Source organism: Streptomyces sp. NBC_01439, assembly GCF_036227605.1.
Lineage (GTDB): Bacteria > Actinomycetota > Actinomycetes > Streptomycetales > Streptomycetaceae > Streptomyces.
The window spans coordinates 4212188-4239159 of sequence record NZ_CP109487.1 but is presented as its reverse complement, the minus strand read 5'-3'; the positions used below and the strand labels follow the sequence as shown (position 1 = coordinate 4239159).

The 26972-nt window shown below is 70.5% G+C and carries 31 protein-coding genes; 16 read left to right on the top strand and 15 right to left on the bottom strand.

Translation table 11 applies throughout. The features are described 5' to 3' along the window. Positions 1 to 59 precede the first annotated feature (59 nt). The 3 genes from OG207_RS18775 to OG207_RS18765 all read right to left on the bottom strand — a co-directional run bounded on the left by OG207_RS18775 (position 60) and on the right by OG207_RS18765 (position 3994). Positions 60 to 719, bottom strand: coding sequence for a response regulator transcription factor (locus tag OG207_RS18775; protein WP_150262025.1), 660 nt, complete (start codon positions 717 to 719; stop codon positions 60 to 62). Between the two features lie 356 nt (positions 720 to 1075). Next, positions 1076 to 2377, bottom strand: a complete 1302-nt coding sequence (locus tag OG207_RS18770; RefSeq protein WP_329099638.1) for a sensor histidine kinase — start codon at positions 2375 to 2377, stop codon at positions 1076 to 1078. Between the two features lie 426 nt (positions 2378 to 2803). Next, a complete protein-coding gene (locus OG207_RS18765) occupies positions 2804 to 3994 on the bottom strand; it encodes a sensor histidine kinase (RefSeq protein WP_329099637.1) in 1191 nt (396 codons plus the stop codon). A 147-nt stretch (positions 3995 to 4141) separates the two neighbouring features. Here OG207_RS18765 and OG207_RS18760 point away from each other — a divergent pair, with 147 nt between their 5' ends. From OG207_RS18760 to OG207_RS18700, 13 genes are all read left to right on the top strand, one after another. Next, a complete protein-coding gene (locus tag OG207_RS18760) occupies positions 4142 to 4549 on the top strand; it encodes an NADH-quinone oxidoreductase subunit A (protein ID WP_030388327.1) in 408 nt (135 codons plus the stop codon). After that, positions 4540 to 5148 carry an NADH-quinone oxidoreductase subunit B gene (locus OG207_RS18755; RefSeq protein ID WP_329099635.1) on the top strand — a complete coding sequence of 203 codons (609 nt, stop codon included), beginning with the start codon at positions 4540 to 4542 and terminating at the stop codon, positions 5146 to 5148. The genes OG207_RS18760 and OG207_RS18755 overlap by 10 nt, the downstream gene beginning before the upstream one ends. Beyond that, complete coding sequence (locus tag OG207_RS18750) at positions 5145 to 6494, top strand: NADH-quinone oxidoreductase subunit C (protein WP_329099633.1); 1350 nt, start codon at positions 5145 to 5147, stop codon at positions 6492 to 6494. The genes OG207_RS18755 and OG207_RS18750 overlap by 4 nt, the downstream gene beginning before the upstream one ends. Then, positions 6491 to 7456: a complex I subunit 1/NuoH family protein gene (locus OG207_RS18745; RefSeq protein ID WP_329099631.1), complete on the top strand. Its 966-nt coding sequence runs from the start codon at positions 6491 to 6493 to the stop codon at positions 7454 to 7456. Before OG207_RS18750 ends, OG207_RS18745 begins: the two co-directional genes overlap by 4 nt. Continuing rightward, the gene (locus OG207_RS18740) at positions 7456 to 8061 is read left to right on the top strand and encodes a NuoI/complex I 23 kDa subunit family protein (RefSeq protein ID WP_329099630.1); all 606 of its coding nucleotides are present in this window, start codon (positions 7456 to 7458) and stop codon (positions 8059 to 8061) included. Before OG207_RS18745 ends, OG207_RS18740 begins: the two co-directional genes overlap by 1 nt. Next, positions 8058 to 8654, top strand: coding sequence for an NADH-quinone oxidoreductase subunit J family protein (locus OG207_RS18735; protein WP_329099629.1), 597 nt, complete (start codon positions 8058 to 8060; stop codon positions 8652 to 8654). Before OG207_RS18740 ends, OG207_RS18735 begins: the two co-directional genes overlap by 4 nt. Beyond that, positions 8654 to 9001 carry an NADH-quinone oxidoreductase subunit NuoK gene (gene nuoK, locus OG207_RS18730; protein ID WP_030726044.1) on the top strand — a complete coding sequence of 116 codons (348 nt, stop codon included), beginning with the start codon at positions 8654 to 8656 and terminating at the stop codon, positions 8999 to 9001. The genes OG207_RS18735 and nuoK overlap by 1 nt, the downstream gene beginning before the upstream one ends. Then, positions 8998 to 11043, top strand: coding sequence for an NADH-quinone oxidoreductase subunit 5 family protein (locus OG207_RS18725; RefSeq protein WP_329099627.1), 2046 nt, complete (start codon positions 8998 to 9000; stop codon positions 11041 to 11043). The genes nuoK and OG207_RS18725 overlap by 4 nt, the downstream gene beginning before the upstream one ends. Positions 11044 to 11081: 38 nt before the next feature. Continuing rightward, entirely contained in the window at positions 11082 to 12635 is a 1554-nt protein-coding gene (locus OG207_RS18720; protein WP_329107726.1) for a complex I subunit 4 family protein, read from the top strand. Beyond that, the gene (locus OG207_RS18715; RefSeq protein ID WP_329099626.1) at positions 12632 to 14164 is read left to right on the top strand and encodes an NADH-quinone oxidoreductase subunit N; all 1533 of its coding nucleotides are present in this window, start codon (positions 12632 to 12634) and stop codon (positions 14162 to 14164) included. The genes OG207_RS18720 and OG207_RS18715 overlap by 4 nt, the downstream gene beginning before the upstream one ends. A gap of 212 nt (positions 14165 to 14376) precedes the next feature. Next, positions 14377 to 15240, top strand: coding sequence for a zinc metalloprotease HtpX (htpX, locus tag OG207_RS18710; protein ID WP_052874808.1), 864 nt, complete (start codon positions 14377 to 14379; stop codon positions 15238 to 15240). Then, positions 15237 to 15629, top strand: coding sequence for a YccF domain-containing protein (locus tag OG207_RS18705; protein WP_030009012.1), 393 nt, complete (start codon positions 15237 to 15239; stop codon positions 15627 to 15629). The genes htpX and OG207_RS18705 overlap by 4 nt, the downstream gene beginning before the upstream one ends. A 121-nt stretch (positions 15630 to 15750) precedes the next feature. Beyond that, entirely contained in the window at positions 15751 to 16236 is a 486-nt protein-coding gene (locus OG207_RS18700; RefSeq protein WP_329099625.1) for an SMI1/KNR4 family protein, read from the top strand. Here the strand turns inward: OG207_RS18700 and OG207_RS18695 are convergent. From OG207_RS18695 to OG207_RS18685, 3 genes are all read right to left on the bottom strand, one after another. Further along, a complete protein-coding gene (locus OG207_RS18695) occupies positions 16200 to 17435 on the bottom strand; it encodes an APC family permease (RefSeq protein ID WP_329099624.1) in 1236 nt (411 codons plus the stop codon). The two genes, OG207_RS18700 and OG207_RS18695, sit on opposite strands and share 37 nt — an antisense overlap. 18 nt (positions 17436 to 17453) lie before the next feature. Further along, entirely contained in the window at positions 17454 to 18881 is a 1428-nt protein-coding gene (locus OG207_RS18690) for a SulP family inorganic anion transporter (RefSeq protein ID WP_329099623.1), read from the bottom strand. A 603-nt stretch (positions 18882 to 19484) separates the two neighbouring features. Next, positions 19485 to 19817: a hypothetical protein gene (locus OG207_RS18685; RefSeq protein WP_052874803.1), complete on the bottom strand. Its 333-nt coding sequence runs from the start codon at positions 19815 to 19817 to the stop codon at positions 19485 to 19487. Between the two features lie 180 nt (positions 19818 to 19997). On the opposite strand from OG207_RS18685, the gene OG207_RS18680 reads away from it, so the two are divergent. Next, entirely contained in the window at positions 19998 to 20243 is a 246-nt protein-coding gene (locus OG207_RS18680; RefSeq protein ID WP_052874802.1) for a GntR family transcriptional regulator, read from the top strand. 61 nt (positions 20244 to 20304) lie between these two features. On the opposite strand, the gene OG207_RS18675 is transcribed toward OG207_RS18680, so the two are convergent. From OG207_RS18675 to OG207_RS18650, 7 genes are all read right to left on the bottom strand, one after another. Beyond that, positions 20305 to 21156 (bottom strand): protein kinase domain-containing protein, encoded by an 852-nt coding sequence (locus OG207_RS18675; protein ID WP_052874801.1) that lies wholly within the window; start codon positions 21154 to 21156, stop codon positions 20305 to 20307. Positions 21157 to 21235: 79 nt separating this feature from the next. Further along, a complete protein-coding gene (locus tag OG207_RS18670; protein WP_052874800.1) occupies positions 21236 to 21679 on the bottom strand; it encodes a hypothetical protein in 444 nt (147 codons plus the stop codon). 132 nt (positions 21680 to 21811) lie between these two features. After that, positions 21812 to 22627 (bottom strand): STM4013/SEN3800 family hydrolase, encoded by an 816-nt coding sequence (locus OG207_RS18665; protein WP_329099622.1) that lies wholly within the window; start codon positions 22625 to 22627, stop codon positions 21812 to 21814. A gap of 44 nt (positions 22628 to 22671) precedes the next feature. Next, positions 22672 to 23418, bottom strand: a complete 747-nt coding sequence (locus OG207_RS18660; RefSeq protein WP_052874798.1) for a nucleotidyltransferase family protein — start codon at positions 23416 to 23418, stop codon at positions 22672 to 22674. Positions 23419 to 23506: 88 nt separating this feature from the next. After that, positions 23507 to 23887 (bottom strand): hypothetical protein, encoded by a 381-nt coding sequence (locus OG207_RS18655; RefSeq protein WP_329099621.1) that lies wholly within the window; start codon positions 23885 to 23887, stop codon positions 23507 to 23509. 118 nt (positions 23888 to 24005) lie between these two features. Next, a complete protein-coding gene (locus OG207_RS44080) occupies positions 24006 to 24233 on the bottom strand; it encodes a DUF7848 domain-containing protein (RefSeq protein ID WP_052874797.1) in 228 nt (75 codons plus the stop codon). Then, positions 24230 to 24508: a hypothetical protein gene (locus tag OG207_RS18650; protein ID WP_052874796.1), complete on the bottom strand. Its 279-nt coding sequence runs from the start codon at positions 24506 to 24508 to the stop codon at positions 24230 to 24232. The genes OG207_RS44080 and OG207_RS18650 overlap by 4 nt, the downstream gene beginning before the upstream one ends. Before the next feature lie 114 nt (positions 24509 to 24622). Here OG207_RS18650 and OG207_RS18645 point away from each other — a divergent pair, with 114 nt between their 5' ends. Together OG207_RS18645 and OG207_RS18640 are read left to right on the top strand one after the other, a co-directional pair. Continuing rightward, positions 24623 to 25459, top strand: a complete 837-nt coding sequence (locus OG207_RS18645; RefSeq protein WP_329099620.1) for a helix-turn-helix domain-containing protein — start codon at positions 24623 to 24625, stop codon at positions 25457 to 25459. Continuing rightward, positions 25456 to 25665 carry a DUF397 domain-containing protein gene (locus OG207_RS18640; RefSeq protein ID WP_052874794.1) on the top strand — a complete coding sequence of 70 codons (210 nt, stop codon included), beginning with the start codon at positions 25456 to 25458 and terminating at the stop codon, positions 25663 to 25665. Before OG207_RS18645 ends, OG207_RS18640 begins: the two co-directional genes overlap by 4 nt. A 140-nt stretch (positions 25666 to 25805) precedes the next feature. Here OG207_RS18640 and OG207_RS18635 read toward each other — a convergent pair whose 3' ends face one another. Together OG207_RS18635 and OG207_RS18630 are read right to left on the bottom strand one after the other, a co-directional pair. Then, the gene (locus OG207_RS18635) at positions 25806 to 26549 is read right to left on the bottom strand and encodes a hypothetical protein (RefSeq protein ID WP_052874793.1); all 744 of its coding nucleotides are present in this window, start codon (positions 26547 to 26549) and stop codon (positions 25806 to 25808) included. Between the two features lie 33 nt (positions 26550 to 26582). Beyond that, the gene (locus OG207_RS18630) at positions 26583 to 26963 is read right to left on the bottom strand and encodes a hypothetical protein (protein ID WP_052874792.1); all 381 of its coding nucleotides are present in this window, start codon (positions 26961 to 26963) and stop codon (positions 26583 to 26585) included. Positions 26964 to 26972: the final 9 nt, after the last annotated feature.

Here is a 26972-nt window from a genome sequence, read left to right as displayed (position 1 = left end):
TAGGGCCGCCCCTTGAGACGGCCCTGCCGGTATGCCATATCTGACAGAGTGTCAGTCGATCAAGATTTCAGATAGGTGAGAACGGCCAGTACTCGCCGGTGATCCCCGTCACTCGGCGAAAGGCCCAACTTCATGAAGATGTTGCTGACGTGCTTTTCCACCGCTCCGTCGCTCACGACCAGCTGCTTCGCCACGGCGGAATTCGTCCGGCCCTCGGCCATCAGCCCGAGCACCTCGCGCTCGCGCGGGGTCAGGCCCGCCAGTACGTCCTGCTTGCGGCTGCGGCCGAGCAGCTGGGCGACGACCTCGGGGTCCAGGGCCGTACCGCCCCGGGCCACCCGCACCACCGCGTCCAGGAACTCCCGCACCTCGGCCACCCGGTCCTTGAGGAGATACCCCACCCCGGTGCTGGAACCGGCCAGCAGCTCGGTGGCGTACTGCTCCTCCACGTACTGGGACAGCACGAGCACACCTATCCCGGGGTGGTCGCGCCGCAGCCGGACGGCCGCCCGCACACCCTCGTCGGTATGGGTCGGCGGCATCCGCACGTCCGCCACCACCACATCCGGCAGCGCACCCTCGGCCGCCAGGTCCGCCACCGTCTTGATCAGGGCCTCTGCGTCCCCGACGCCCGCCACGACGTCATGCCCCCGGTCGGTCAACAACCGGGTCAGGCCCTCGCGCAGCAGCACTGAATCCTCGGCGATGACCACCCGCACCCTGTCTTCCACGACTCAGCAGCTCCCGCGTCCACTCGTTCACGCATTACCCGACTCAGCCAAGCATCCCAGCCCTGAGTCCCGCTGAAGGCAGAGCCGGGACAACACGTCGCCGTACGGGGGGAGTTTTCGAGTACTGGAGGGTCGCATACCGCAAACGGGCGCTGCGCGCGCCGGGAGTTGCGCGAGGGCCGGGCCATCGGGCCCGGCCCTCGCGTCGGGGGGAGCGCCTTTCCGGGCCGGGCCGGACGTGGCGGGGTCGGGAGGGGTCGGGAGGGGTCGGGAGGGGTCGGGTTTGGGGGTCCGGGCCGGGCCGGACCGGGCTCGCGGGGTCCGGGCCGGCCCTCTGTCGAGCCCTAAGGGCGCCAGGGCAGCTCGGCCGTGACCGTCGTCCCGCCCCCGGCGGGGGAGTCGACGACCAGCACCCCGTCCACGGCGTCCAGCCGCTCGGTCAGCCCCGCCAGCCCCGACCCCTCCCGCGGCCCGGCCCCGCCCCGGCCGTCGTCGGCGACCTGGATGAGCAGCCGTTCCCCGGACTTCCACACGTCCACCGACGCCGACCGGGCCAGCGCGTGCTTGCTGACGTTCTGCAGCAGCTCCGAGACCGTGAAGTACGCGATCCCCTCGATCGCCTGCGCGGGCCGGGCCGGCAGGTCCACGGCCACCCGTACCGGCACCGCACAGCGCGAGGCCACCGAGGACAGCGCCGCGTCCAGCCCCCGGTCGGTCAGCACGGCCGGGTGGATCCCGCGGGCCAGGTCACGCAACTCCTGCAGGGCGATCTTCACCTCTCCGTGCGCCTCGTCCACCATCCGGGCGGCGGCCTGCGGATCCTCGGTCAGCTTCTCCTTCGCCAGCCCCAGGTCCATCGCCAGCGCCACCAGCCGGGCCTGCGCGCCGTCGTGCAGGTCCCGCTCGATGCGCCGCAGGTCGGCGGCTGCCGTGTCCACGACCACCCCGCGGTCGGACTCCAGCTCGCTGACGCGGGTGGCCAGGCTGGACGCCCCGAGCAGCCCGCCGACCATGACCCGGTCGACGGTGGCCAGGGCACGGATCACCCACGGGGTGGCGAGGGTGACGGCCAGCCCGATGAGGCTGGCGAGGGCGATCCTGACGGGCGAGTCGAGGTAGAAGGCGTAGTCGTCGTTCTGGAAGAGCTGCAGACCGGGCTGGTCGGTGAAGGTCGGGAAGACCCAGAACCAGAGCGGGTACAGCAGGTACGCCCACCCGTTCGCCCAGAGCACCAGGGACAGGCAGAAGGAGAACACCGCCCACGGGAAGTGGATGACCGAGTACAGCGCGTGGCGCCAGGCGCTCCCGCTCTTGAGCAGCGCACCCATGGCGGCCAGCGGTCCGGCCTTCTTCGCCCGGATCGGCGCGGGGGCGGCGATGTCCGTCCCGAGCAGCGCGCGCACCCGGGCCCGCTCCACGTGCCCGAAGCCGCGGCACATGACGAGCACGCCGGCAAGGACCGGAACGCCGAGGAAGGTGACGAGCAGTCCGGCGCCGAGGCTCAGGCCGGTGATGACGAGCGAGAAGTACAACGTGCTCAGCGGCAGCCCGATCAGCAGGTACCCGAACTCCCGCCAGGTCCGCCCCTCGACCGGAGCCCGCAGTACCGCGCCGATCCCGCCGCCCGCTGTTCTGCCGTTGTCCATGATTCCGACCCGCCCTTCCGGTCCTCCGCTACACCCCCACCCTGCCGGCCCCGCCCGCCCCCCGACCATGCGGCGGGTCGGCATCTCCACCGGGGGGTTAACCCCACCCCCGCCGGTATCCGCCGGGACCCGGAGCGGCGCCGCCAAACCCTGCCCCGCCGGCGTTGACGCGCCCCACTCACCCCGTCCCTGCGGGGATCGGTGGCCGCGCTATCACCCACCCCTCCGAGCCCGCGGGCGTCCGAGGCGGCCGCCAAATCCAGCCCCGCCGGCGTTTGAGGCGCGGGGTCCGGGGCGGAGCCCTGGGAAACGGCGGCGCGCCGGAGACGCGGACGGGACCCCCACCCACCCCGGACGGGAGTCCCGCTCACGTACGAATCAAGGGGGCCCGGGGCCACAGGGGCCGGGGCCAAGGGGCCCGGGGGCCTACCCCCGGTCCCGCCACGGCAGCTCGGCCGTGACCACGGTCCCCGCCCCCACGGGCGAGTCCACCACCAGCACCCCGTCCACCGCGCCCAACCGCTCCGTGAGCCCCGCCAGCCCACTCCCCCCGGAGGGACTCGCTCCGCCCCGCCCGTCGTCCGACACCCGGATCATCAGCCTCGCCCCCGCCCGCCAGACCTCCACCGTCGCGCCCCGCGCTCCCGGCCCCGCGTGCTTGCTCACGTTCTGCAACAGCTCGGACACCACGAAGTACGCGATCCCCTCGATCGCCTCCGCCGGCCGCGCCGCCGGCGGATCCGCCGGCAGATCCACCGCCACCTTCACCGGCACCACGCACCGCGCCGCCACCGACGACAGCGCCGCGTCCAGCCCCCGATCCGTCAGCACCGCCGGGTGGATCCCCCGTGCGAGGTCCCGTAGCTCCTGAAGGGCCAGCTTCACCTCCCCGTGCGCCTCGTCGACCATCGCCGCCGCGCCCTCCGGGTCCTCCAGCAGCTTCTCCTTCGCCAGGCCCAGCCCCATCGCCAGAGCCACCAGCCGGGCCTGCGCCCCGTCGTGCAGGTCCCGCTCGATGCGCCGCAGGTCGGCCGCCGCCGTATCGACCACGACTCCCCGGTCGGATTCCAGCTCCGCTATCCGCCGCTCCAGGTCCTCGGAGGGCGACAGCAGCCCCCGTACCATCGCCCGGTCCACGTTCGCCATCAGCCGCACCAGGTACGGCAGCACCGGCCACAGCACGAACAGGCCGGTCAGCGCTACCGTGAAGGTGAGTACTCCCCACGGCAACCGGATCAGCTGGTACAGCACCGTCCGCCAGCCCACCGGGTCCTTGATGCTCGTCCACAGCCAGGGGAAGAATCCGCCGGACCGCTTCGGACCGGGGATCGGGGTCGGCTCGTCCACCCGTACGCCCAGCAGCCCGCGGGCGCGCTCCCGGTCCAGCCGTCCCAGTTGCCGAGACAGATACAGACCGCACGCGAGCAGGGGAATTCCGACCGCGGTCACGGAAAGGCCGCCGGCCGTGGAAACCATGACAACCGCGTAAACAAAACCGACGATCGCCAACGGCAGGTTGCTCACCATGTAGGCGATCTCCTTCCACGTCACGGCGCTGAAGACGGCGCGTACGGGGGGAGGTCGATCGTTGTCGGGTACGGCATGGCTCATGGTCATGCGCCACACCCTGTCAAGTACGACCCGCTCATGCCATGGGGTGGCCGGGGTGCTGTGAACGGGGGATAACCCCACCCCGTGTGAGGCAGGCCCTAGACTCCCGTCCGTACCAGATCGTCGACAGTGACCGAGGAGCGAGGAACGGACGTGCCTGAACCGACGGTATCGACCGTAACCGTGCTCGCGGCGGACTACTTCCGGAGTTATTCGGTCGTCGGTCTACTGGCCGTGCTCGGTGTGCTTTTCGTGGCCGTCGCCTTCGGTGCGGGCCGCCTGCTGCGGCCCGTCGTCCCGACCCCCGAGAAGCTGCTGACCTACGAATGCGGTGTGGACCCGGTCGGCGAGGGCTGGGCGCACACCCAGGTCCGCTACTACGTCTACGCGTTCCTCTACGTCATCTTCGCCGTCGACTCGATCTTCCTGTTCCCGTGGGCGACGGTGTTCGCCGCCGCCGGTTACGGCGCCACGACGCTGGTGGAGATGTTCATCTTCCTGGGCTTCCTGGCCGTCGGCCTGCTCTATGCGTACAAGAAGGGCGTCCTCGAATGGACGTGACACCGGCTGTGACGCCGACCGAGGGCGTGCTGCTCCCGGAGCCCAAGCGCCTCGGAGTCCTCTCCCGCCTGGCCCCGGAACCGATGAAGGTGGTCCTGAACTGGGGCCGCCGGTACAGCCTGTGGGTGTTCAACTTCGGCCTGGCCTGCTGCGCGATCGAGTTCATCGCCGCGTCCATGGCCCGGCACGACTTCATCCGGCTCGGTGTGATCCCCTTCGCGCCCGGCCCCCGCCAGGCAGACCTCATGATCGTCTCGGGCACCGTCACGGACAAGATGGCTCCGGCGGTGAAGCGGCTCTACGAGCAGATGCCGGAGCCGAAGTACGTCATCTCCTTCGGTGCCTGCTCCAACTGCGGCGGCCCCTACTGGGACTCGTACTCGGTGACGAAGGGCGTCGACCAGATCATCCCGGTCGACGTCTACGTGCCGGGCTGCCCGCCGCGCCCCGAAGCCCTCCTCCAGGGCATCCTCAAGCTCCAGGAGAAGATCGCCCGCGAGTCGCTGGCCGAGCGCTACGCGGCCGGACCGTCCGTGTCCCAGCTGACGAGCGGCCTGGTCGCGCCCCCGCCGGCACCCGCGCAGGGGGCCGGCGCGTGAACCTCTACGACTCCCTGCCCGACGCGGCGGCAACGGTCTTCGGGGCCGAGGCGGTCGCCGAGTTCTCGTACGACGTCCTCACGGTGGACGTGCCCGTCGGCAGCTGGATCCCCGCCCTCGAGATCGCCCGGGACAAACTGGGCTGCACGTACTTCGACTGGCTGAGCGCGGTGGACGAGCCCGGCACCGGCTTCCGGATCTGCGCGCACGTCGCGTCGCTGGAGAACCACCGGGTGCGCCGGCTGCTGCTGCGCACGACCGTCCCGCACAGCGCCGCCGCCCTGCCGTCCGCGGTCGCCGTCTACGCGGGGGCGGAATGGCACGAGCGCGAGACGTTCGAGATGTTCGGGGTGACCTTCACCGACCACCCGCACCTCGTCCCCCTCCTCCTCCCGGAGAACTTCGAGGGCCACCCGCTGCGCAAGGACTTCGTCCTGGCCGCGCGCGTCGCCAAGGCCTGGCCCGGCGCCAAGGAGCCCGGCGAGGCGCACGACCCGGACGCGCCCAAGCGCCGCCAGATGCTCCCGCCGGGCGTACCGGACCCCAACGACTGGGGCCCGATGAAGGGCCAGCTCCCGCCGGCCCCGTCCCGTCCGGCCCGCACCCCGCGTGCGGCCGGCGCGGCTGGCGCCGCGGCGCGCACCCCGCGCGAGGGCGCCCCGGTCCGGCGTACCCGCTCGGTCACCGAGGGCTCGGCCACCCAGCCCCCGGCGGAAGCGGCCACCGGGGCGGCCGCGGAGTCCGCCCCCCGACCGCCGCGCCGGACCCGCTCGGTATCGGAAGGCTCGGCGAGCCAGACAGCCGAGACGGCCGCTCCGGACGCGGCTGCTCCGGGCACGCAGGCCCCCGAAACCCCGGCCCGCCCGGCCCGTCGCACCCGCTCGGCGTCCGACGGCTCGGCGAGCCAGGCAGCAGAGGCCGCCCCGGGCACGGAGGCCCCGGGTACGGAGGCCCCGGGTACGGGGACCCCGGGTACGGAGGCCCCGGGAACGGGGGCCCCCGAAGCCGCGCCGCGCCCGGCCCGTCGTACGCGTTCGGCAGCGGACGGCTCCGCGAGCCAGAGCCCGGGCACGGAACCGACCGCCCCGGACGTCGGCGCTCCGGCAGCCGAGCCCGCGCCCCGCGCCCCGCGCCGACCCGCCCCCCGCAGCTCCGATGCCCCCTGGCACGACCCGAAGCCCGCCTTCGACGAGCCGACCCCCGAGCCGGCCCCGGAGCCGACCCCCGAGCCGGCCCCGAAGACCGAGCCCGGACCCACCCCGAAGGCCGGACCCGCCCCCGAGCGGCGTCCGGCCGAGACCGAGACCGAGACCGACCCCACCACCGACAACGGAGGCGACGCGTGAACGACGTCCTCGACGTCGCCCTGCGGCTGATCGTCGTCTTCGCCGTCTTCCTCGTGCTCCCGCTCGTCGTCGGGCAGACCGAGCACAAGGTGATGGCCCACATGCAGGGCCGCCTCGGCCCCATGTACGCCGGCGGCTTCCACGGCTGGGCCCAGCTCGTCGCCGACGGCGTGAAGTTCGCACAGAAGGAAGACATCGTTCCGGCGGGCGCCGACCGCCGGATCTTCCAGCTCGCCCCCGCCGTCGCCCTGCTGCCCTACCTCCTCGTCCTCCTGGCCATCCCCATCGGCCCGGGCGAGGGCGCCGTCGGCCAGGTCATCGACGCGGGCCTGTTCTTCGCGCTCGCCGTCATGGGCGTCGGAGTCCTCGGCTCCTTGATGGCCGGCTGGGCATCCGCGAACAAGTTCTCCCTGCTCGGCGGCCTGCGCACCGCCGCCCAGCTGCTCGCCTACGAGCTCCCGATGTTGCTCGCCGCCGCCTCCGTGGCCATGGCGGCCGGTACGGTCTCCCTCCCCGGGATCGTCGACGCCTTCGAGTGGTGGTGGCTGCCCTGGCAGATCGTCGGCGCGCTCGTCTTCTTCGTCGCCGGCCTCGCCGAACTACAGCGGCCCCCCTTCGACATGCCCGTCGCAGACTCCGAGATCATCTTCGGCGCGTACACCGAATACACCGGCCTGCGCTTCGCACTGTTCCTCCTCGCCGAGTACGCCGGCATCGTCGTCCTCTGCGCCCTGACCACCGTCCTCTTCCTCGGCGGCTGGCACGGCCCCTTCGGTGACGACCTCGGCTGGGTCTGGACCCTGCTCAAGATCGCGATCCTCGCCTTCGTGGTGATCTGGCTCCGCGTGAGCTACCCGCGCCTGCGCGAGGACCAGCTCCAGAAGCTCGCCTGGACCACGCTCATCCCGCTCGCGCTCGCCCAGATCGCGCTCACCGGCATCGTGAAGGTGGCGATCCAGTAATGCCCATCCCCGGATCCGGCCTGGCCAAGGGCCTGGCCGTCACGCTGCGCACGATGACGAAGCGCTCGCACACCGCCCAATACCCCGAGGTCCAGCCCGAACTGCCGCCCCGCTCCCGCGGGGTCATCGGTCTGTTCGAGGAGAACTGCACCGTCTGCATGCTCTGCGCCCGTGAATGCCCCGACTGGTGCATCTACATCGACTCCCACAAGGAGACGGTCCCGGCGTCCACCCCCGGTGGCCGCGAGCGCAGCCGCAACGTCCTCGACCGCTTCGCCATCGACTTCTCCCTCTGCATGTACTGCGGGATCTGCATCGAGGTGTGCCCCTTCGACGCCCTCTTCTGGTCGCCGGAGTTCGAGTACGCGGAGACCGACATCCACGAACTGACCCACGAGCGCGACAAGCTCCGCGAATGGATGTGGACCGTCCCGGCGCCGCCCGCGCTGGACCCGGCGGCCGAGGAGCCCAAGGAGATCGCCGCCGCCCGCAAGGCGGTGGAGAAGGCCGAAGCCGCAGCCGCGGCGGCAGCCGCAGCCGAAGCCGCCGCCCGGGCGGCCGAGACCCAACCGCCGACCGACCCGACCCCGGAGGGAGACGCGTGAGCCCCGCCGTCACCCTGGCCGCCGCCGTCACCACCGGGCCCGGCTTCCTCTCCCCGACCGGCGTCGAGATCGCCTTCGTCCTCGTCGGACTCGCCACCCTCGGCGCGGCCCTCGTCACGGTCACCACCAAGCAGCTGGTGCACGCCGCCCTGTGGCTGGTCGTCGCGCTCGGCGGCATCGCCGTCGAGTACCTGCTGCTGACCGCAGAGTTCATCGCCTGGGTCCAGGTCCTCATCTACCTCGGTTCCGTCGTCGTCCTCCTCCTCTTCGGGCTGATGCTCACCAAGGCCCCCATCGGCCGCTCCCCGGACGCGGACTCCGGAAACCGCTGGATCGCGCTCGGCGTAGCCGTCGTCGCGGCCGCGTCCCTGGTCTGGGTGGTCGTCGACGCCTTCCGCACCACCTGGATCGACCTCGACGGACCGGTCCAGGGCTCCACCAAGGTTTCCGGCGAGATCCTCTTCCAGCACTGGGTGCTGCCGTTCGAGGCGCTCTCCGTCCTCCTCCTCGCAGCCCTGATCGGCGCCATCGTGCTGTCCCGCAGGAACGAATCCACCGACGCCACCGACGCCAGCGACAAGGGGCAGCGCTGATGCACCTCGCCTACCCCGCCGTACTCGCGGCGCTCCTCTTCTGCACGGGCCTGTACGGCGTACTCGCCCGCCGCAACGCCATCCTGGTCCTGATGTCCGTCGAGTTGATGCTCAACGCCGTCAACCTCAACCTGGTGGCCTTCGACGTCTGGCTGCGCGACGCCCTGCACGCCGGCCAGGCCCTCACCCTCTTCACCATCGCCATCGCCGCCGCCGAGATCGGCATCGGCCTCGCGATCGTGCTGATGGTGTACCGCAACCGGGGCACCTCCGACGTCGACCGGCTGCGCGACACCGCCGAAGGCCACGAGCCCGCCGCGAACAACCAGAGCGAGGTCACCGCGTGAGCACCACGACCCTCGCCGTCCTCGTTCCGCTGTTCCCCTTCCTGGGCGCGGTGGCAGGACTGCTGCTCGGGCGCACCGCGCCCGGGTTCGTTCGGCCGCTCGCCATCCTGCCGACGCTCGGTGCCGCCGTACTGGCCGTGCTCGTCGCCGTCCGCCAGGGCGGCGGCGAGACGATCAACGCCGCGACCGAACTGACCCCGACCGGCTCGGTGCCGATCGACCTCTCGCTCTACATCGACGGCTTCGCCGCACTGGTCGCCGTCCTGGTCGGGGTCGTCGCCACCTGCGTACAGCTCTACTCGACGGCGTACCTGCGTGAGGACCCGCGCTACCCGTCGTATGCCGCTCTCGTCTCACTGTTCACCTCCGCCATGCTGCTCGTCGTCTACTCCGGCGACCTGATGGTGCTGTTGGTCGGCTGGGAGGTCATGGGCATCTGCTCGTACTTCCTGGTCGGGCACTACTGGGAGACCGAAGCGGCCCGCTCCGCCTCCCTGAAGGCCTTCCTCGTCACCAAGCTCGGCGACGTCCCGTTCCTGATCGGCCTGTTCGCGCTCGCCACCGACGCCGGTTCCTTCGAGATCCCGAAGATCCTCGGCACCGTCGCCGCGGGCGGACTCGACCACCCGACCCTGATCGCGCTGCTCCTGCTCGCCGGCGTCGCGGGCAAGTCCGCGCAGTTCCCCCTGCACACCTGGCTCCCCGACGCCATGGCGGGCCCCACCCCCGTCTCGGCACTGATCCACGCCGCGACGATGGTCGCCGCCGGCGTCTACTTCATCGCCCGCCTCCTGCCCGTCTTCGCGGCCTCCGGGGCCACGCTGGTGGTCATGGCCGTGATGGCGGCCGTCACGATGGTGGGCTCCGGCCTGGCAGCCATCGCCCAGGACGACATCAAGCGGGTGCTCGCCTACTCCACGATCGGCCAGCTCGGCTACATGGTCGGCGCACTGGCCGTCGGTGACCGCGGCGCCGCCGTGTTCCACCTCCTGTCCCACGGCGCCTTCAAGGCGCTCCTCTTCCTCGGCGCCGGCGTGATCATCCACGCCGCCGGTACGAACTCCCTGGGCGTCATGTCCCGGATGGACGGCCTGGCCAAGCGCATCCCCGACGCCTTCTGGACGATGACGATCGCGCTGCTCGCGCTCGCCGCGGTCCCGCCTTTCGCCGGTTTCTTCTCCAAGGAAGCCGTCCTCGTCGCCGCCGAGCACACCGCGACCGGCGACTCGGAGTTCGTGCCCAGCGCCGCCGGCTGGCTGGTGCTCGTCGCCGGTCTGCTGACCGCCCTGCTCACCGCCGCCTACGCCACCCGGCTGTGGCTGATGGCCTTCCGCGGCCGGGGCGCCGCCGCCCCCGACCACGGCAAGGAACCCCTCGCCATGACCGGCGTGCTGTGGCTGCTGGCGATCCCGTCGATCGGCTTCGGCCTCGCGGCCGGCCCCATCTCCGACTGGTTCGACGGCGGTGCACTCACCCCGACCCTGGTCACCTCGGTCCTCGGCACGGGCGCCGCGGCCATCGGCGCGATGCTCACCTACGCCCTCTGGCAGCGCGCCTCGGCGAAGGCCCTCCTCGCGACCGCCGCCGGTACCGGAGCGGGCGCCCGTGCCGCAGCTGGTGCCGCAGCCGGAGTGCCCGCCACCGTCGCAGTCGCCGCCGCCGAATCCGCCGCGGAAGCCCCCGAGGTAGCCGAGGTGACCCACGACCACCCCGCCGTCCCGACCGGCCCCGCCGCCGACCCCGGCAAGGCGTTCCTCGGCCCGCTGCACCGTCACGCGGCCGTCGGCTTCCACCTCGACGCCCTCTACGACCGGCTCTTCGTCCGGCCCGTCCGGGCCGCCGCGAGCCTCGTCCGCTTCCTCGACCGCGAGGTCGTGGACACGTACGTCCGCGGCGCGGGCACCGGCACCCAGTTGCTCGGCAGCCTCGTACGCCGTGCCCAGACCGGCAACGTGCAGAGCTACCTGAGCGCCCTGCTCGCCGGCGCCGTGGTCCTGGCGATCGCCACCGCCGTCCTCGCCAACGTCAACGCCGGATCGTGAGCCGTGAGTCAGCCGTGATTGATATCAGCCCGTCCGTGATGCAGTTCCTTCTGGCGTTCATCGTGGCCGCACCGCTCCTCGGCTCCGCCGCGGCGCTCCTGCCGGCCCCGCCCGGCCTCAAGGGGAAGAGCCCCGAGCAGGCCGTGCTCCGCCACGGCGTGACCGTGACCGGCGTGATCCTCGCCGCCGCCATCGCCCTCACCCTGGGCTTCGACCACGAGGCCCCGTCCCGCATCCAGGCGACGACGGACATCAGTTGGATCCAGGCGCTGAACGTCCGGATCCACCTCGGCGTCGACGGCATCTCGCTCCCCCTCCTCCTGATGACCGCGCTGCTGTTCTTCCTCTGCGCGCTCTACAGCTACTTCAAGCTCCCCGCAGGCCCCTCCCCGAAGGCCTTCGTCGCACTGCTCCTGGTCCTGGAGTCCGGCACCCTCGCGACCTTCGCCGTCCTCGACCTGCTGCTCTTCTTCCTCGCCTTCGAGATGGTCCTCATCCCGATGTACTTCCTCATCGCCCGCTGGGGCGGTGCTCAGCGGCAGGCCGCCGCCTGGAAGTTCATCCTCTACACCCTCCTCGGCTCCGTCGTCATGCTGCTCGGTCTGCTCCTGATCGGACTGAACAGCGGCACTTTCGACATGGTGACACTGGCCTCTGACAACGGCCGCGAACTGTCCCGCACCACCCAGTTCCTGGCCGTTCTCGCCATCGGCATCGGCCTCGCCGTGAAGACCCCGATGTGGCCCCTGCACAGCTGGCTGCCCGACGCCCACACCGCCGCGCCCACCGTCGGATCCGTCCTGCTGGCCGGCGTCCTGCTCAAGATGGGCACGTACGGGTTCGTCCGCATCCTGCTCCCCATCACCCCCGACGGCATGGCCACCTTCGCCCCCTACCTGGGCGCCTTCGCCGCCGTCGGCATCGTCTACGGATCGCTCGCCTGCCTCGCGCTGGCCCGCAAGGGGAACAAGGGCGACCTCAAGCGCCTCATCGCCTACTCCTCCGTCGGCCACATGGGCTTCGTCCTCCTCGGCATCGCGAGCATGACCCCCACCGGCGTCAACGGCGCGCTCTTCGCCAACATCGCCCACGGCCTGATCACCGGCCTCCTCTTCTTCCTGGTCGGAGCCCTCAAGGACCGCTACGGCACCGCCGACCTCGACACCCTCGCCGGAGCCACCGGCGCCGCCCTCTACGGCCGCGCCCCCCGCTTCGGCGCGCTCCTCGCCTTCGCCGCCGTCGCCTCTCTGGGCCTGCCCGGCCTGGCCGGCTTCTGGGGCGAGATGCTGGCCCTCTTCGGCGCCTTCGACCCCGCCGAGGGCCTCTCCCGCCCCGCGTTCCTCACGTACGTGGCCGTCGGCGCGTTCGGCACCCTGCTCACCGCCGCCTACCTCCTGATCGTCGTACGGCGCGTCTGCATGGGAGACCCGAAAGCCGGTCCCGAGCTCGCCGTCGCGGACGTCCAGCACTACGAGTTCGCCGCCTGGACCCCGCTCGTCGCCCTCACCGTCCTCGCCGGCCTGTGGCCCGCGGTCCTCCTCGGCCTCACCGACCCGGCCGTCCAGAAGCTCCTCGCAGGAGGCAACTCATGACGGCCATGACGGCCCTGACGGTCCTCTCCGCCGAGGCCCCGAGCCTGGTCCAGTCCGTCGACTGGCTCGCCATCGCACCCGTGGTGATCACCGCCGCCGTCGGCCTGGTCGTCCTCGTCGCCGACCTGTTCCTCGCCGAACGCCGCAAGCCGGTCCTCGGCTGGATCACGGTCGCCGGCCTCGCCGTCGCGACCGCCACCCTGATCCCCCTGCGCGCCGGTGACCGCGCCACCTTCTGCCTCACCGGCGACCCGGCGGCCTGCAGCTACGTCGCCGACCACTTCACGCTCGTCATCCAGTTCCTCGTGCTGGCCGGCGCCCTGGTCACCGCCCTGATCTCGGTCACCGCCGTCCACGACAGCCGCATGCCGGCCGGCGAGTACTGGTTCCTGCTGCTCTCCTCCGCCGCCGGCGCGGCCCTGCTGCCCGCCTCCCGCGACCTCGCCACCCTGATCGTCGCCCTCGAAGTCGCCTCGCTGCCCGCCTTCGCCCTCGTCGGCATGCGCCGCGGCGACCGGCTCTCCTCCGAGGCCGCCCTGAAGTTCTTCCTGTCCTCCGTCACTGCCACCGCCGTGTCGCTGATGGGCGTCAGCTTCGTCTACGCCGCCACCGGCTCCCTGCACCTCACCCAGGTCGCCGACCGCCTCGAAGACGTTCCCGGGCAGCTCGACACGCTCGCCATGGCCGGTGTCGCGCTCACCCTCGTCGGCTTCGCCTTCAAGACCGCGGCCGTCCCCTTCCACTTCTGGGTCCCCGACACCTACGTCGGCGCCCCCCTGCCCATCGCCGGCTACCTCTCGGTGATCGGCAAGGCCGTCGGCTTCACCGGCCTCATCCTCGTCACGGTGATCGCCTTCCCGGCGTACTCCGACGTCTGGGGCCCGGCCCTGGCCGTCCTCGCCGCACTCACCATGACCCTGGGCAACGCCGCTGCCCTGCGGCAGTCCCCGGACCGCCCGAACAGTGCCGTACGACTGCTCGCCTGGTCCTCGGTCGGCCAAGCCGGATACCTGCTGGTCCCGATCGCCGCGGCCGCGTACTCCGGGCGCGACCAGATCGGCTCCACCGTCGCGTACGCCCTCATGTACGCCGCGGTGAACCTCGGCGCCTTCGCCGTGGCCGCCCTGGTCGCCCGTACCAAGCCGCTCCACCGGATCAGCGACTACCGAGGGCTCTACGCCGAGCGCCCGCTGGCCGCCCTCTCCCTGGGCTTCTTCCTGCTCTGCCTGGCGGGCCTGCCGCCGGGCATCATCGGGCTCTTCGCCAAGGTCACCGTCTTCCGGTCCGCGGTCGACGCGGGCCTGGGCTGGCTGGCCGTGGTCATGGCGGTCAACGTCGTCATCGCCCTGTACTACTACCTGCGCTGGACAGCCCTGCTCTTCCGTACCCCCGAGGGCGCGCAGACCCCTACGCGCGCCCCCTGGCCGGTGGCGGCGGCCATCGTCATTACCGCGATCACGGCCGTCGTCCTCTCGGGCGCCCCGGAGCTCGTCCTGCGCGTCACCTCGGGCAGCCTCTTCGCTCAGTAGCCGGCCCGCGTAACCCGTACGGAGTAGTGCCCGCCACGTCCCCACCGCGTCCCCGCCGCACCCCGGCAAGGGGCGGCGGCGGGCGCGCGCCCCGCGACACCCTGGGAACCTGACGCCCTCACCTCGCGTTGACCAGGAAGGGAGGGTCCACTGGACCGTAGACCCTCAAATCCATGACGGGCTCCCCTGCCGCACCACTTGGAGGGCGTACCGTGCACCGCCGGCACAACGGGCTGAAGACCGCCGTACTCCTCGGCGGGCTGTCCGCACTCATCATCCTCATCGGAAGCTTCTTCGGACGGGGCGGCCTGATCATCGCCGTCCTCGTCGCCCTCGGGACGAACGCATACGCGTACTGGAACAGCGACAAGCTGGCTCTACGCGCGATGCGCGCCCGCCCCGTGAGCGAGTTCGAGGCTCCCCAGCTCTACCGCATGGTGCGCGAGCTCTCCACGTCCGCGCGCCAGCCCATGCCACGCCTGTACATCTCACCCACCGAGGCCCCCAACGCCTTCGCCACCGGCCGCAACCCGCGCAACGCCGCGGTCTGCTGCACCGAGGGCATCCTGCGCATCCTCGACGAGCGCGAGCTGCGCGGGGTCATCGGCCACGAGCTCAGCCACGTCTACAACCGCGACATCCTGATCTCCTCGGTCGCCGGCGCCCTCGCCTCGGTGATCATGTTCCTGGTCAACTTCGCCTGGCTGATCCCGATCGGCCGGTCGAACGATGACGAGGGCCCCGGTCTCCTCGGCATGCTGCTGATCATGATCCTGGGCCCGCTGGCCGCCTCCGTGATCCAGCTGGCCATCAGCCGCTCGCGCGAGTACGAGGCCGACGCCTCCGGCGCCCAGCTCACCGGGGACCCGCTCGCCCTGGCCAGCGCCCTGCGCAAGCTCGACGCGGGCACCAAACAGCTCCCCCTGCCCCCGGAGCCCCGGCTGGAGGCGGCGAGCCACATGATGATCGCCAACCCGTTCCGTCCGGGTGCGGGTCTTTCTAAGATGTTCTCCACACACCCTCCGATGGCCGAGCGCATCGCCCGGCTCGAACAGATGGCAGGCCGCCGCCAATGAAGACAATCCTCAACATCATTTGGCTCATCCTCAGCGGCATCTGGCTGTTCCTGGGATACCTCCTCGCAGGTGTGCTGCTCTGCATCACCATCATCGGCATCCCGTTCGGCATCGCCGCCTTCCGCATCGCCGTCTACGCCCTCTGGCCCTTCGGCTACACCACGGTCGAGCGCCACGACGCGGGCGCCCCGTCCTGCATCGGCAACGTCCTGTGGCTGGTGCTGGCGGGCTGGTGGCTGGCCCTCGGCCACATCGTCACGGGCATCGCCCTCTGCATCACGATCATCGGCATCCCGTTCGGCATCGCCAACTTCAAGATGGTCCCGCTCTCCCTGCTCCCGCTCGGCCGCGAGATCGTCCCGACGGACGCACCGTTCGCCTCGCGCTGACACAGCCGCCGGCGCCCTGGACGCCGACACACACCCCGCCCGCAGGCCGACCTGATCGGCCTGTGGGCGGAGTTGTCCACAGGCCCGGGCGGCTGTCGGCGGGGTGCGTCACCATGAATGCATGAACGAGACGGAGCAGTTGCTGGAGCAAGTCACGGACCGCGTGGGCAACTCCGCACGCAGGTACGAGCGGTGCGGAAGGACCATGCCGGAGCCGCTGGACGCGGGGGAGATCGCCAGAGCCGAAGCCATACTCGGCTTCGCCCTGCCGCGCCCGCCGCCCCTGCCCGCCTCGCTCTACACGCGTGTCGGCGACGGTGGATTCGGACCCGGTCAGGGGCTGCTGCCGCTGCGTCAGGCCGTGCTCGCGCATGAGGAGCGCCGGTCCTCCGAGTGGTGCTGGCCCGAAGGCGTACTGCCCGTGGCCGACTTCGGCTGCGCCATGGACGCCTGCGTGGACTACCGCTCCGACACTGCCCAGGTCCTGCTGTTCGACCCGAATCCGGGGGAGCCGGAGCCCGCCTGGCACGGGGGAGGAATGCGAACGAGAGCTGGCGCACTGGGACGCGTTCAGATCCCGGATCTGAGCCGCCACCGGACCCCGTAGACCAGCACGCCCACCGCCAGCACCGCCACCCCCCAGAGCGCCGACGCGAGGGGCAGCGCACACGCCAGCACCACACAGCCGGACAGCCCGACCACTGCCACGGCCCGCCCCTTGACAGCTGAATCGAGAGTCCACGCGGAGGCGTTCGCGATCGCGTAGTAGGCGAGCACTCCCAAAGAGGAGAAACCGATCGCGCCCCGCAGATCGGCGGTGGCCGCCAACACCGCCACGACCGCCCCCACTGCCAGCTCCGCATGGTGCGGCACCTGGTGCCGGGGATGTACGGCCGCCAGCGCGCGCGGCAGATGGCCGTCCCGGGCCATCGCCAGGACCGTCCGCGAAACCCCGAGCACGAGCGCCAGCAACGAGCCCAGCGCGGCCAGGGCCGCACCCACCCGGACCACCGGGGCCAGTCCGGGCCGCCCGGCCGCCCGCACCGCATCGGCGAGCGGCGCCGACGACTGCGCCAGCCCCTCAGCGCCGAGCACCGACAGCGCCGCCACCGCGACCGCGGCGTACACCAGCAGCGCGATCCCCAGCGCGATCGGCACCGCCCGCGGGATCGTCCGTTCCGGATCCCGCACCTCCTCGCCCAGGGTGGTGATCCGGGCGTAGCCCGCGAAGGCGAAGAACAGCAGACCCGCACCCTGCAACACCCCGAAGACGCCCCCGTCGGGCCCACCCAGCCGCCCCGGGTCGGCCGCCCCGGAAGACAGGCACACCACGACCACCCCGGCCAGCACCGCCAGCACCACCGCCACGATCAGCCGGGCGATGCGGGCCGACTTCTGCACGCCGCCGTAACTCGCGGCCGTCAGCGCCACCACCGCCGCGACGGCCACGGCGTGCTGCCGCCCCGGCCACAGGTACGCCCCCACCGTGAGGGCCATCGCCGCGCAGGACGCGGTCTTGCCGATCACGAACCCCCAGCCCGCCAGGTACCCCCAGAAGGGCCCGAGCCGTTCGCGTCCGTAGACGTACGTGCCGCCGGAAGCCGGGTACCGGGCGGCCAGCCGCGCCGAGGAGTGCGCGTTGCAATAGGCCACGAGAGACGCCACGCCCAGAGCGGCGAGCAGCGCGCCGCCCGCCGCCCGCGCCGCGGGAGCCAGGGCGGCGAAGATGCCGGCGCCCACCATCGCACCGAGTCCGACGACGACGGCATCTGAGACCCCGAGGGTGCGCTTCAACTCGTTCTGCACGGGCGGAGGATAACCCCGCTAGATGACGCCCTCCCGGCCGGGCAGTGGCGCCCGCGTGCGCTCCCAGCCCTCCAGAGCGGTCAGACAGGCGTGGTCCAGGTGGCGCAGCCCGCTCAGATCCAGCCGCACCGGCTGCCCGTGCGGCAGCGCGTCCAGGGCGTCGAGCAGCTTGGGAAGCCGCAGGAAACTGGCGTTCCCCAAGACCTGCACGCACAGCTCCTCGTCCTCCCACACCTCCTCGATGTGCACGTGCGAGGTCTCCCAGGCCGCCTTGGCTACCGCGAGCCCCAGCCCGATCAGCACGCCCTCGAAGAGATTGGTGACCACGATGGCCGAGGCCGTGACCACCAGCACCACGGCCTCGCCCCGGTGCGTCCGCCACAACGCGGCCACCGCCCTGGCCGGCAGCAGCTTCCAGCCCGCGTGCAGCAGCACCCCGGCCAGCGCGGCCAGCGGCACGCTCTCCAGGAGCTGGGGAAACGCCACGGCGAAGAGCAACAGCCAGCCACCGTGCAGCACCCTGGCCGCCCGGGTCCGCGCCCCGGCCTCCACATTGGCGGCGCTGCGCACGATGACCGCCGTCATCGGCATTGCGCCGAGCAGCCCGCACACGCTGTTGCCCACGCCCTGGGCGATGAGTTCCTTGTCGTACTCCGTCCTCGGCCCGTCGTGCATCCGGTCCACGGCCGCGGCACTGAACAGCGTCTCGGCGGAGGCGATCAACGCCAGCGCGACCACGGTCCCGGCCGCGCCGACCGAGGCCAGGACCTCGAAGTCGCCCCAACCGGGCGGGGACACGGCCGCCAGCACGCCCGTCACCCGCACCTTGTCGACGGGCAACCGCAGCAGGACGGCCGCGGCGGTGGCGGCAGCCACCCCGACGAGCGCCCCCGGCACGATCCGCAGCCGGGCGGGCATCCGGCGCCAGGCGACCATCACGGCGATCGTCCCGACCCCGAGCAGCACGGCAGCCAAGTCGGCCTGCGCCCCGAGCTCGTGCACCCCGCCCAGCTTCGCCAGGGTCTGCCCCGGAGCCTCCACACCACCCAGGGCGTACAACTGCCCGCTAATCAGTACCAAGCCGATCCCGGCCAGCATCCCGTGCACGACGGCGACGGAGATCGCCCGGAACCACCGCCCGAGCCGCAACATCCCCATGCCCAGCTGCGCCACCCCGGCGGCCAGCACCAGCACCCCGAGCGCGGGAAGACCATAGGCCTGCACCGCCTCGTAGACGAGGACGGTCAGACCGGCCGCGGGCCCGCTCACTTGGAGGGCGCTCCCGCGGAACCATCCGGTGACCAGCCCGCCGACCACCCCGGTGACGATTCCCAGCTCGGCCGGCACTCCGGAGGCGACCGCCACCCCGACGCACAGGGGTAGAGCGACCAGCGCGACGACCACGGACGCCCCGAAGTCATCACGAAACGTTCCGGCCCCAGGCATGCGAGAACCCCCTGCCACGCGGTGGTGTGATGCCGTCCAGCGTGGTGGGCGCACTCATCGTGCCCCAAGTGCCCACAGGAGTCCTCGGTGGCGCGTGCGCCGCACGCGCCCCGCACACACCCCCTTCGCAACCGCCGCGGCCCGGCGGTCGGTGAAGACCGCCGGGCCGGCGTGGGGCAGGTCGTGCGACAGGGTCAGCGGTAGTTCACGAACTTCCCGCCATGATCCCTTGACCTGCACGGACTCTGCAATATGGCGCCTGACCTGCGAAAACTACTTTCGGTAGTTGCCGCCATTTTCCGGGTTCTTCTGGGGTCGTGTGCCCTCGTTGTGCCCTGGAAAAGGATGTGCCCCGTTCGGTGGGTACCGAACGGGGCACATGGCTTTGGTGGGCTGCTCAGTGAGTGGCGGTGCGCTCAGCTTCCGCAGGAGCGGGTACCGCGCAGAGTGTGGGTGCGCAGTCGGGGCATCCCCACAGGGTCGTTCCTGGGCCGCTGCTGCTCTCTATCCAGCGCACGACAACGGGGGCGGTGGTGAGCTTGTGGCACCCGATGCACAGCGCGACCGCGGAGAGCGGGGCGGGGTTGCTGAGACCTCGGGCGGTCACGCGGCGACCGCGGCACCGTGGAACGCCTGAGCTTCGAACGGAGCCCCGGGGTAGCTGTACGGGTAGTCGATGCCGATCTCGGCGAACTGTGCAGCCCACCGCCGTTCCCGCTGTATCGGGGACAGGGGCAGCGTGCTTTCCGCTGAGGTCTCGGGGCGGAAGACGGCACGCACCTGCGCGGCACTCGGGCCGGTCCACGGGCGGGACCAGGGGTTAGCGGCGGAGTCGGGGGCGGGCTGCTCGATGAGGTAGGCGGCGGAGTGCCGTCCGGGTCGGCGGGGGATGAAAGCGGACAGCGTCCATGCGAACAGCCGGGCGATAAGATCCATGGGTCGTGCAGCTCCTCGTTAGCTGTGTGACGAAGCCCCGGCGGACCGATACCAGCGGTCTTCCGGGGCGCTTTGCATTTCTCCCATCACGCTAAGCCAACACGTCTAACTCGTCTACCTATCTAACTGGTCTGCCTGTCTAAGTCGCTCGGATTTGGCCCGTTGTCTACGCTCTCCCCCATGCCTGAGAGCCCGACCGACCCGAACGCACCGCGCGCCCCGTACATGCGGGTGCTGGACGCTCTCGTTGCCGATATTGAGTCGGGGAAGCTCGGCCCTGGTGATGCGATCCCGTCCGAGTCAGAGCTGTGCCAGACGCACGGCGTAGCGCGGATGACTGCGCGCCGAGCGGTGAAGGTGCTCCGAGAACGGGGGCTCGTCGTCACCGAGTGGGGCAAGGGCACGTTCGTGGTGCAGGCCGAATAGCCAAGCCGCCCCGACCTCCCGCCGTGGGGGTGGGAGGTAGAAGTGGTTCATGTCCGAGTGGTCAGAGCGCGAGGCAGAGCGCGTCACACACTTCGGCAGCCGTGGGCCGGTCCGCCGGCGAGGGCATCAGCATTGCGTTGACCAGCTTGCCGAGTTCCCCGGGAATCGTGACCGGGCGGTGTGGGCCGTCGGCAATGGCTTGCCGCTGAACCTCCCGCGGAGCCTCGTCCGGGTAGGCGACGTGACGCCATCCGGTCGCGCTGATCATCAGCGAGGCCCCGAGCGCGTAGACATCAGACTCACACGTCGGTACGGCGGTACCGGACTCCAGAACGCTGCGGGAAATCTCGGGTGCTTCGTAGTGCACCAGGCAGCCCCGATAGGGGAAGTCGACTCCCTCGGGCACCGTGCGCCCTCGGGCCAACGCAAGATCAATCAGCGTTGCCCCCGATTCGCTCATGATCAGATGCGCGGGCTGAACGTCCCCGTGTACCCATCCTGCGCGGTGCAGATCCGAGAGAGCAGCCGCGCACGAGAGCGCGTCCATGAAGTTCGGTACCGCCGAGCTTCCGGGGGCTCGGTGTGGTCCCCACTTGCTGTAGAGACTCGGCCCCGAGTGCCACGGTTGCACGCTCCAAGTACCTTCGGCCCACTCTCCGTCATGGATTACGTTCGTGCGGATGGTCCGCAGGATGTACGCCTCACGGCTCGGGGCGAGGGCGGTATGAGCGTGCGTCTCGCTCGGAAATCCCACCTTGACCGCGTAGGCGTCGGTCTTCTCAGTCTCGGGGTCCTCGGTCTCAACGCGCCAGACGGTTGACCCTCGCCGGCTCATGACGAGCCGCTGTGATTGAGGGGTGATCACGTTGAGCACTCCGCCGGGGATGGCTCGCGGCGGTGTTGATGTCGTCATGTGGTGTTCCTCCAATGGCGGAGCCGACCATCAGGCCCGGCAGTCGGCTCCGCGTGTCTCACATGTGGGGCGTCAGGTGTCAGGCGGCCCGGTAGTCCCGGCCACAGTCCGAGTCGCACTGAGCGGCCGACGCGCCGTCCACGGTCCACAGGTCATCCAGGACCATGAAGCCCTTGGCCTTCATCGCGTGGGCCGTGGCCTGTACCTCCTCCAGGACCCTGCCCCCGCCGCCGGGACGCGGGTTGTGCTCCAGGAAGCGGCCAGCGAACTTCTCGCAGAAATCGCGGTAGTCGGCGGTGTGCAGGATGAAGGCGTGCAGTGCGGCGTCCACGTCGTCCGAGGGCACCATCTTGACCGTGGCCGTGCCGACCGTTCCCAGGAACGCGAGCGCCTGATCCGTGGCACGCTCGGCCTTGGTCTGGTCGTACCCGAAGTGCGTCACGGTGAACTCGGCGATGCTGCCGAACAGCGCGGCGTCGACCAGGCTACGGCCGGTCCGCAGGTCATTCGCTAAGGCGGTCATGCGCGATTCTCCTTGGGTTGGTGTGGAGGAACTTGCGAGCCTGCCCGTGCAACGGACAGGGGCTTGCCCCAACCCCTGCTGAGGGCTGCCGCGGAGGGAACAGAGCGGCGCCGGCTCGGCAGGGGTGGGAGTTCAGGTGTGGGACGGGGCGCCGGGCACCAGCGATTCCGCATAGGGGACGCTCCACACGGATGGGTGGGCGATTCCGTGCCCGGTGTAGCCGTCTTCCCCGAACGCCTCACCGTGATCAGCGCACATCAGCACCAGCCACGGGCCACGGGCGGGCATGGCCTCGAAGAGACGTCCAAGCTGTGTGTCTACGTAGGCGAGTGCGGCGCACTGGCTTTCCCACGAGTCCGCCGATTCGCCCGGTAGGTAGACGTGGTGGGGGGTGTGCGTAGCAGCGATGTTGAGGAACAGAAAGAGCCGCTGCCCCGGCTCCTGCTCTTCGAGCACCTTGAGAGCAAGGTCGACTTGGTGCCGCGTGGAATCGGGGCAGTCCGTGCCTGTCTCGGGACTCCAGTAGCTCTCTTGGAAGAGTCCGGGCAGCACGCGCCCTAGCTTGGTCTGGCCGGAGAAGAAACCGACTCCGCCAATGCACACGGTGCGGTACCCGAGGCCGGATAGGCCGGTAACGATGTCCGGCGCGTCAAAGACGTATGTCCGGGGCTTGATGGTGGTTCCTCGCATGGCGTAGCAAGCGAGGAGGCGCCCCGGGCGGCTCGGGCCAGAGGGGACGGGCAGGAAGCCGGAGAAGAACGCCGTATGTGCGGGGAGCGTGAAAGACCCCTGCGTCCGCCGTTCCTCCCACAGCCCGTCAGGTAACACCTTCTCCAGGTGCGGAGTGCGGCCAGCGTGGACCGTTGCCCGCGCTACGTCGTAGCGCAGTGAGTCGAACGTGACGAACAGAACGTGATGCGTGCCTATGATCTCGTTTGCGTTGATCACGGCGGCGCTCCCTTCGGCTCAGCGGGCCGACGCTGGCCCAACTCTCAGGTGTTGGGGTCTGTCGTTTGGAATTCCCGGGGCAGAACGGCCCCGGTCGCCCGGATTTCCTTGGATGCCTCGATGACGTCCTTCACGGTGTCGACCCCGCGCCAGTAGCCCGAAAGCCGATAGCCGATCAACCGTCCATCCTTGGCCAGTTGCGGAAACGTGCTGTCTTCGTGGTCGCCCTTGTCGGGAAGCAGCCCGATCACGTCGGGATTGAAAACGTAGATCCCGGCATTGATCCAGTACGGAAGTTCCGGCGACTGAACGAAGCCCCGGATACGGTCGCCGTCAAGTTCGGCCACTCCCCAGTTGGAGCGGTACGGGGAGAGCGCGACCGTGACGGCTCCACCGTGATCGGCGTGGTACTGCGCGAGATCGGCGAGTGAAAACGTGGTGATCACATCACCATTGAGGACGAAGAACGGGGCTTCCGGGTCGGCCAGCCGGCGCGCTCCGAACTTGAGCCCGCCACCCCGCCCAAGGGGCTCGTCCTCAATGGCGTACTGAATCTCTACGCCGAAGCGTGAGCCGTCGCCCGCGTAGTCAGTAATCATCTCGTGCTTGTAGCCACCGCTGATCGTGACGGACTTGACGCCGTGCCGGGCGAGCCACGCGAGTTGATAGCCCACGATGGGCGCACCAGCCACGGGCACCATGGCTTTCGGCGCGTCGTCGGTGTAGGGGCGCATGCGGGTAGCTTGGCCACCGGCCAAGATCAGAGCCTGCGTCACCAGGGTTGAGGACATTTGCCGTTCTCCTTCGGCTGACAGGGTGCCCCTGTGGCACTCGTCGGGCGCATCCTTTCAGCGCCGGGGCAGGGGCGAGGGGGCATCGTCACAGAGACTCCCTCTCGGCAATCTTTGCCGTGCGCTCGGGACTCTTGCGGCACCGCGCGCACTCGCAGGGCGGGAACTCGACTCCGAACCCGCCCCAGTAGCCGAGCGCACGAAAGCGGGTGATCTCTGCGGCACTGCGGTGAATCAGCGGGCCCTGTCCGCCGGACCGGATCACGCGCGGCGGGTTCGGGTTCGCGGGTACTGCGCGGATGCTCCCCCGGTCGGTTCGCGTGATCGAGTACGGCACGATGCGGACGGTCAATCGGGGACGGCTGGACACACTGCCCGAGCCCGGCGGGGGTGGCTTGCGCGCGGACAGTTCACGGTCAACCTTCCGCAGCTCGCGTTCAACCGCTCGTCGCTGCTCTGCCGAGATCACGCGCCCACCCCCTTAGCCACGATGTAGGCCACCGTGACGACCCAAAGGGCTGTACCGAGGACAACCGCCGCGATGCTTCGCCGGCTCAGTCCGTCTCCCTGGTGCTCGTTGTCGTCCTTCACTGGGCACGCTCCACAACGGCTACGTCCGTGAACGTCCGGCCGAACAGCATGTGATGGGTTCGGCCCGTGTGTGCCATGCACGCCAACTCGCATTCCTCGGCTGACGTAGCCGGCGAGTGCTCCCACTTGCAGCCCGGTACGAGACAGCTCGCGGCAACCGTGGTCGTCGTACCGGGTGCGCGGCGAATCGAGTGGACGACGTGCCGCAGAGACCTGCGCTTCATGCGGCCCGCTCCTCGGTGTCGGGGCGAATCGCGTTCCGAAGTTCATCGACTGCGGCCTCCGCGTTCTGGACGATCGCAGCGTCCAGCCCTGCGAGGAACAGCGCCCGGTACTCGGGATCTGACTCGATGCGTTGCATCTCGGCGAACGGCTCGTCACGCTCGGGCGAGGACGGCGTGAGCGCCCACATGATCCGGGGGAAGAGCTGCCGCAAGCGGACTTCAGCGGCCCCCGCTGCGAGGGCGAGACGTACCGGGACGCACAGGGGAAGTTTCATCGCAGGCACCGCCGCTCCTCTCCGTAGCGGTTCCACTACCAGGGCGGCCCAGCGTGACCTAGAGTCGAGACCCCTTCAACCTGTCAAGGCCGGACGAAAGGTTGGGTAACCCCCTTGAACCGCAAGGAGTTGGAGCCGGACGGCAGCCCTCAAGCTGCATTCGGGGCGCGTTTACGCAAGTCACGGGAAGCGCGCGGCTGGACGCAAGACGATCTCGCGGGACAGATGGGATACTCCAGCACGCATATTTCAGCGGTCGAAACTGGTCGCAAGCTTCCAACCTTGCGGTTTTCGCGCAGTGCTGACCTTGCGTTTGGTACTGGAGATACGGCCGACACGTTCGAGAGCCAGGGGCGGCAGATTCGGCACGGGTCGCTACTGGAAGGCTTCCCCGAGTACGTAGGACATGAGGGCCGTGCGGCGGAAATCCGGCTCTACGAAGTAGGCGTCATCCCCGGTCTGATACAGACTCCGGAGTACGCGGCAGTCCTCGCAGATAGTGCCGTCAAGCGAGGAGCGATCAGCGCAGAGCAGGCACAGGAGCGCATAGCGGTTGTTGCGGAGCGGCAAGCGGCACTAGTCCGCAATCCGCCGCCGCTCGTCTTGGCGGTCCTGGATGAAAGCTGCTTGCGTCGGCCCATCGGGAAACACGAGGTGTGGGCCGCTCAGTTGGCGCGGCTGGTCGAGTTTGCCGAGCTCCCGAACACTGTTCTGCACGTGGCCGAGTTCTCCATGGGGGCACGGCGCCCCTTCAACCTGCCGCTCTACATCTTGACCATGCCGGACCGCTCGCTCATGTCATACGCCGAATCCGCCCAGCGGGGCCACCTGGAGCGCGACGGGAAGTTCGTCCTGCCCATACTGACGGCCTACCATCAGCTACAGGCCGACTCGCTGTCTCAGGCGGCATCTGTGGCCATGATCAGCCAGTTACGAAAGGGCAACCCGTGACGACCGAAACCCCCCGCTGGTTCACGTCCTCGTACAGCGACAACGGCGGCGCCTGCGTGTCGGTCGCCACCAACCTCGCCGGCCCGCTCGGCGTGGTCCCCGTCCGTGACTCCAAGAACCTGAGTGGTCCGGTGCTGTGCTTCCCGGTTGGCGCGTTCGCCTCGTTCGTGGCAGGCGTCAAGACCGAAGAGTTCGGCAAGGTCTGACCACCGGACGTACGCGCGCCAGGCAGGCCAGGCCCCGCCACTTCACCCCCTTCGGAGCGGCGGGGCTCGGCTGCGTCGGGATGTGATGGCGCCCCGGTCGGCGGGTGCCGTGCTGGGGCGCGTGGCGCTGTCATGGTGGCCTACGTGGCGGTAGGCGGGGCGGCGGCCTGGTCGGCGAGGCGGGCAGCGATGGCGGAGCGTAGGCCGTTGCTGGCGTCCGCGGTGCCGTCGGCCTCTCGGCGAAGGCCGGCGAGGGTTTCGCGCAGGCCGGGCTCGATGGCGTCGAGGTCGAGGCGGGCGCGCAGGGCCGCGGCCTGTTCCTTGGGCAGGTGGTCGAGGCGGGCGCGGTCGATGGTGTGCAGGATGCGGGCCGGGTCGGGCTCGGTGAACTCGGCGCCGGCGAGTCCCTGCGGCTTGCTGTGCTGGGAGGCAAGGTAGGTCGGCAGCTCGGCGCGCAGTGCGTGCAGGGTGTCGAGGTCAGCACCCTTGATGACTTCCTGAGCGGTGCGGCCGGCGTCGAGCAGGGAGCGGGCGCGATCCCATGCGCGGGTCTGGCGGGTCTCGGCGAGAAGCTGCTCGGTCGTGCCGCGCGCCGGCGTCGCGGCCTTGTCAGCGACGGTGCGCACCAGGGCCGCGGCGGTGCTGGTCTCGCGCTCGATGCGGTCGAGGTCGGCGGCGGCCTGCTCGCGCGCCGCACGCTCCAGCTCGGCGCGGCGGCGGGCGTTGGCCTCTTCGGTCAGGTCCGGGTCACGGAACGTGCGGGCGTGGCTGAACGCATCGGACAGGCGGCGGCGCAGCTCGACAAGCTCGGTCTTGCGGGTCTGGGTGAGCCGGTGTACGGCGGTGTTGGCGTCGACGTAGTCGGGTCCGGTGAGCATGGGCATGGGTAGTCAAGTTCCTCTTAATCGGGCGGGCGTTCAGTAGGGGCGGACGCGGGGCGCGTCAGGGGCGGGGACGGTGGCGGGGCGTAGTTCGTGTGCCTCGGCGTAGCGGCGCATGGCTTCGATTTCGGCGAGGTGGCCAGCGGGCGGCCCGTCGGGCGCGGTCTCCTCGGCGACGTGTTCGCCAGACTGGCGGGCCTGGTCGCGGATGTGGGCGAGCCATCGGGCGTTGTCGGTGTAGAGGGTGCCGTCGACCCACCAAGGGGCGGTGTGCACGATGCCCCGCTCACCTATTACGGGGTGTGTGCTGAGCGGGCCTGATCGGGCGTCGGGGGCGGTGACCTTGCGCCACGGGATCTTGAGGTCGGCAGGGGTCGTGTCGTCCCACTGGGAACGGTTCACGGTGGCGGTGCTCACGCTGTCGTG

Bases quoted from the DNA above. Each gene is read 5' to 3' on its own strand.
- OG207_RS18770 (WP_329099638.1), bottom strand. From the start codon at position 2,377: ATGGACAACGGCAGAACAGCGGGCGGCGGGATCGGCGCGGTACTGCGG.
- OG207_RS18765 (WP_329099637.1), bottom strand. From the start codon at position 3,994: ATGACCATGAGCCATGCCGTACCCGACAACGATCGACCTCCCCCCGTA.
- OG207_RS18755 (WP_329099635.1), top strand. From the start codon at position 4,540: ATGGACGTGACACCGGCTGTGACGCCGACCGAGGGCGTGCTGCTCCCG.
- OG207_RS18740 (WP_329099630.1), top strand. From the start codon at position 7,456: ATGCCCATCCCCGGATCCGGCCTGGCCAAGGGCCTGGCCGTCACGCTG.
- nuoK (WP_030726044.1), top strand. From the start codon at position 8,654: ATGCACCTCGCCTACCCCGCCGTACTCGCGGCGCTCCTCTTCTGCACG.
- OG207_RS18720 (WP_329107726.1), top strand. From the start codon at position 11,082: ATGCAGTTCCTTCTGGCGTTCATCGTGGCCGCACCGCTCCTCGGCTCC.
- OG207_RS18715 (WP_329099626.1), top strand. From the start codon at position 12,632: ATGACGGCCATGACGGCCCTGACGGTCCTCTCCGCCGAGGCCCCGAGC.
- OG207_RS18705 (WP_030009012.1), top strand. From the start codon at position 15,237: ATGAAGACAATCCTCAACATCATTTGGCTCATCCTCAGCGGCATCTGG.
- OG207_RS18700 (WP_329099625.1), top strand. From the start codon at position 15,751: ATGAACGAGACGGAGCAGTTGCTGGAGCAAGTCACGGACCGCGTGGGC.
- OG207_RS18690 (WP_329099623.1), bottom strand. From the start codon at position 18,881: ATGCCTGGGGCCGGAACGTTTCGTGATGACTTCGGGGCGTCCGTGGTC.
- OG207_RS18685 (WP_052874803.1), bottom strand. From the start codon at position 19,817: ATGGATCTTATCGCCCGGCTGTTCGCATGGACGCTGTCCGCTTTCATC.
- OG207_RS18680 (WP_052874802.1), top strand. From the start codon at position 19,998: ATGCCTGAGAGCCCGACCGACCCGAACGCACCGCGCGCCCCGTACATG.
- OG207_RS18675 (WP_052874801.1), bottom strand. From the start codon at position 21,156: ATGACGACATCAACACCGCCGCGAGCCATCCCCGGCGGAGTGCTCAAC.
- OG207_RS18670 (WP_052874800.1), bottom strand. From the start codon at position 21,679: ATGACCGCCTTAGCGAATGACCTGCGGACCGGCCGTAGCCTGGTCGAC.
- OG207_RS18660 (WP_052874798.1), bottom strand. From the start codon at position 23,418: ATGTCCTCAACCCTGGTGACGCAGGCTCTGATCTTGGCCGGTGGCCAA.
- OG207_RS44080 (WP_052874797.1), bottom strand. From the start codon at position 24,233: ATGAAGCGCAGGTCTCTGCGGCACGTCGTCCACTCGATTCGCCGCGCA.
- OG207_RS18650 (WP_052874796.1), bottom strand. From the start codon at position 24,508: ATGAAACTTCCCCTGTGCGTCCCGGTACGTCTCGCCCTCGCAGCGGGG.
- OG207_RS18635 (WP_052874793.1), bottom strand. From the start codon at position 26,549: ATGCCCATGCTCACCGGACCCGACTACGTCGACGCCAACACCGCCGTA.